This window comes from Mycobacterium sp., from assembly GCF_035603715.1.
GTDB lineage: Bacteria > Actinomycetota > Actinomycetes > Mycobacteriales > Mycobacteriaceae > Mycobacterium.
The window spans coordinates 1-4,391 of the sequence record NZ_DATNJW010000216.1 but is presented as its reverse complement, the minus strand read 5'-3'; the positions used below and the strand labels follow the sequence as shown (position 1 = coordinate 4,391).

The 4,391-nt window shown below is 61.7% G+C and carries 4 protein-coding genes; 1 reads left to right on the top strand and 3 read right to left on the bottom strand.

Translation table 11 applies throughout. From position 1 onward, the window contains the following. Together VN856_RS09130 and VN856_RS09125 are read right to left on the bottom strand one after the other, a co-directional pair. Positions 1-2,855: RND family transporter (locus VN856_RS09130; protein WP_325688183.1), on the bottom strand; the 2,855-nt coding region annotated here is incomplete at its 3' end. Between the two features lie 83 nt (positions 2,856-2,938). Then, on the bottom strand, positions 2,939-3,361 hold the full coding sequence (locus VN856_RS09125) for an MmpS family protein (protein ID WP_325688186.1): 423 nt from the start codon (positions 3,359-3,361) through the stop codon (positions 2,939-2,941). A 264-nt stretch (positions 3,362-3,625) separates the two neighbouring features. Here VN856_RS09125 and VN856_RS09120 point away from each other — a divergent pair, with 264 nt between their 5' ends. After that, entirely contained in the window at positions 3,626-4,315 is a 690-nt protein-coding gene (locus VN856_RS09120; RefSeq protein WP_325688184.1) for a TetR family transcriptional regulator, read from the top strand. Between the two features lie 4 nt (positions 4,316-4,319). Here VN856_RS09120 and VN856_RS28865 read toward each other — a convergent pair. Next, positions 4,320-4,391, bottom strand: a 72-nt coding sequence (locus VN856_RS28865) for a DUF5078 domain-containing protein (protein WP_414686909.1), incomplete at its 5' end; no start/stop codon positions are given.

Here is a 4,391-nt window from a genome sequence, read left to right as displayed (position 1 = left end):
GGCGCGGTGTGCGCGTCCTGACTCTCACCGAAACTCGTGCCGAGCAGCGACCGCACCGCGGGGCGCGGGCCGCTCGGCCGGAGCATGGTGCTGGCCGGCCGAGGTCGCACCCGGATCGGCCACCAGAACCAGCGCCCGAGTAGCGCGGCGATGGACGGCGTCATGAACGACCGCACAATCAACGTGTCGAACAGCAGACCAAGACCGATGGTGGTACCTACCTGTCCGATGATGCGCAGGTCGCTGACCACCATCGACGCCATGGTGAACGCGAACACCAGACCGGCCGACGTCACCACCTTGCCGGTACTGCCCATCGCTCGGATGATGCCCGTCTTGAGCCCGGCGTGGATTTCCTCCTTCAGCCGGGATACCAGCAACAGGTTGTAGTCGGACCCGACCGCTAGCAGGACGATCACCGACATCGCCAGCACCATCCAGTGCAGTTTGATGCCGAGGAAGTATTGCCAGACGAGCACAGACATGCCGAACGACGCCCCCAGTGAAATCGCTACGGTGCCCACGATCACGAAAGCCGCGATGAGGCTTCGGGTGATGATCAGCATGATGATGAAAATCAGGCAGAGCGAACCGATTCCGGCGATCAACAGGTCGTACTTGGAGCCGTCTTTCCAGTCCTTGAACGTGGCCGCGGTGCCGGCGAGGTAGATCTTGGAATCTTCCATCGGAGTGCCCTTGAGCGCCTCCTCGGCTGCCTGCCGGATCGAGTCGACGCGCGCGAGGCCCTCCGGCGATGCCGGATCGCCCCGATGCGAGATGATCAAGCGCACGGCCTTGCCGTCCGGCGACAGGAAGTTCTTCAACGCTCGCTTGAAGTCCTTGTTCTGGAAGACTTCTGGCGGCAGGTAGAACGAGTCATCGTTCTTCGCTTGATCGAACGCATGACCCATGGCGTTCGCGTTGGAGCTCATGTCATCCATCTGGTTGAAAATCCCGGACATGGTGCTGTGCATGGTCAGCATCATCGTCCGCATGTTCTCCATGCTGTCGATCATCGGCGGGAAATCGACGATCAGCTGCGGCATCAGCGAGTCGAGCTGATCAAAGTCTTTTGTCAGGATCTGGAACTTGTCGTCGATCTCGTCGACACCGTCAACGGCATCGAAGACGGATCGCAGGGAATAACAGATCGGGATGTCGTAACAGTGCTTTTCCCAGTAGAAGTAGCTGCGGATCGGCCGCCAGGTGTCCTCGAAGTTGGCGATGTCATCGCGCAGTTCTTCGGTGACTGCCTGCATTTCCTTGGTCTCGCCGACCATCTTGTGCGTGGTGGCGGTGAGTTGCTTCATGAGGCCGTACATGTGCCTCATTCGGTTCATGGTGTCCTCGAGCTCATCGGCCTGCTTGAGCATGTCGTCCATGCGGGCCTTCTGGAACTTCATCGTCTGTACCTGCCCGGCGTTCTGCATGCTGAGCTGGAACGGTATCGACGTGTGCTCCATCGCGGTGCCCTCCGGGCGCGTAATCGCTTGCACGCGTGAGATTCCCGGGACGCGGAAGATGTTTTTGGCGAGTTTGTCGAGGATGAGGAAGTCCCCCGGATCGCGGAGATCGTGGTCGGCCACGACCGTCATGACTTCCGGCATCAATCGGGCCTGGGAGAAGTGCCGCTCCGCCGCGTCGTATCCCTTGTTGGCGGCGATGTCGTGCGGTATGTACAGCCGGTCGTTGTAGCTGGTCTGGTATCCGGGCAGGGTCAGCAGTCCGATCAGCGCAACCCCGCACGCCGCAGCCAGAATGGGCAGCGGCCAGCGCACGATCGCGGTACCTATCCGCCGCCAGCCTCGGGTCTGGATCCTCCGTCGGGGGTCGAACAATCCGAATCGACCGCCGACCACGATCACGGCCGGAACCAGTGTCGTCGCGACGGCGACGGCCACGACCATGCCGACTGCGCATGGCACACCGATGGTTTGGAAGTACGGCATGCGGCAGAAGCTCAGGCAGAAGGTAGCGCCGGCGATCGTCAAACCGGATGCCAGCACCACGTGGGCGACGCCGTGGTACGTCGTATAGAACGCCGTTTCACGATCTTCGCCGTTCTGGCGTGCCTCTTGATAACGGCCGAAGAAGAAAATCGCGTAGTCGGTGCCCGCCGCAATTCCCAGCGATACCAACAGATTAACGGCGAAGGTGGACAGCCCGATGAGCTGGTGGTAGCCGAGGAACGCGACTATTCCTCTGGCCGCGGTCAATTCGACGAAGACTGTGAGCAGCAGGCACACCACCGTCCGCACCGAGCGGTACACGAGCAGCAACATGGTGAAAATCACCAGCATGGTGACCACGGTGATCTTGACGAGGGTGCTGTCGCCGCTGTGGTGCATGTCCGACACCAGCGCCGAGGGGCCGGTCACGTAGGTCGTCACGCCTTTGGGCGCGGGAGTCCGGTTCACGATGTCCCGGACGGCCTTGATCGACTGTTCGGCAAGGGTGGTGCCCTGGTTGCCGGCGAGATTCAGTTGGACGTAGACGGCCTTGCCGTCGGAGCTTTGCGCGCCCGGCGCCGTGAGCGGATCCCCCCAGAAGTCCTGCACGTTCTGGATGTGCGCCGGATCGGCTCGCAGTTGTCTGATGATGCTGTCGTAGTAACGGTGGGCGTCGTCACCGAGTTTGGTATCGCTTTCCAGAACAAGCATCGCGAAATCGTCGGAATCAGATTCCTTGAATAGCTTTCCGGTGATCTCCATCGCCTGCACCGAGGGTGCATCTTTGGGGCTCAACGAAACCTGGCGAGCCTCGGCGACTTGTTCCAGTGGCGGGACGGCCACGCTCATCAGAAAGATAATCCCCAACCACGCCAGGATGACGAACAGAGCGTACTTGTGGATCATCCTTGGGAGCCGCGGCGGTTCGGCGGCCGCGGGGCTCGGTTGACGGTTACTGATGCGCCTTTGAGAACGCACCTGGCCGCTGATCATGCGCCCTTGAGAACGCAATAGGTAAAGGCGTTCACCTCGTGCGAGACATGCTCGGCCTTAACCACGTCATCGATGATGATGCGGCAGCCCAACGTGTTGCCGGTGCCTTGCGCCACAACGTTTCCCACGACTGACGCCGCCTTCGTCGTCATGTTGAGGGTCCAGGGCAGCGTGGCGCCGTCCACGTGCTGCGGGTCGGCGTTCGTGTCGAAATAGCTGATGTCCGCCGTGGCACCGGGGGGACCCCAAACCTCGTAGGTGATCCGTTTGGGATTGAAAGGCTTACTGTCGTCGGTCGCGCTGTCGGAATAAGCCGGACGTTTTTCAGAGCCGAAAATGCCGTGAATCCGGAACACGGTGAAACCACCGAGGCCGATCACAGCCACGATCACAAGCGGAATCCACACCCGCTCCAGCACCCTGAAAATCGAAATTCCCTTCACCCATTGCCGCGTTCTCGGTCGGCGATGCCTCAACTACTCGAAGATATTCATCCACCGATCGGCGGGACGTCCCAGCGCGCTTGCGAGGGCCCGATGACAGCGCCAAACCATGACGAGTAAACCATGCTCGCACCCCGAACTGTCGACTCCTTCCCCGCTCACGCACGAATGCAGATATAACGCATGTTACGTGCGTAAACGGACGGTACCGGGTTCACCAGCGGCCCGCAATGCGTTCGTCTGCGCTATTCTCGCGCCGTGCCGCAGCTCAGCTTCCAGCGCGCCCGAAGCGACGACAAGAAACGTCAACGCGCAGCGGCGCTGGTGGAGGCCGCACGCTCGCTGGCGCTGGAATCCGGTGTCGCGTCGGTGACCCTGACCGATGTCGCGAGCCGCGCGGGCGTGCACTATTCGGCGGTACGCCGCTACTTCACCTCACACAAAGAGGTGCTGCTGAATCTGGCCGCCGAGGGCTGGGCACGCTTCTCGGACACTGTCTGCGAAAGCTTGGGTGGGCCCGGCCCGATGTCGCCGGCTCGGGTTGCCGACGCATTGGCCAACGGCCTGGCGTCCGATCCGCTGTTCTGCGACCTGCTCGCCAACCTGCATCTGCACCTTGAGCACGAGGTCGCGCTCGAACGGGTACTTGAATTCAAGGAAGTCAGCAACGCTGCCGTGCTGTCGCTGACCGATGCGATCGAGAATGCGCTGCCCGGGCTGGGACGTTCAGGCGCCTTCGACGTCCTACTCGCCTCTTACTCGCTCGCAGCCCCGCTGTGGCAGATGGCGAACCCACCGAAAAGGTTGGCCGACGAGTATGCGAAGCGGACGGACGTGCCACCCGATTGGAAGATCGATTTCACCGCTGCGCTCACGCGGCTGATCACCGCGACGTGCGTGGGCCTACTGGCAGAGGCCGATCAGGACTGAACGCCTACGACCAGTGCCACAGCGACATGTCGCCGCGCGGGTAGTTCTGGCAGTTCTCGGTTTCCTTGGCGACGAC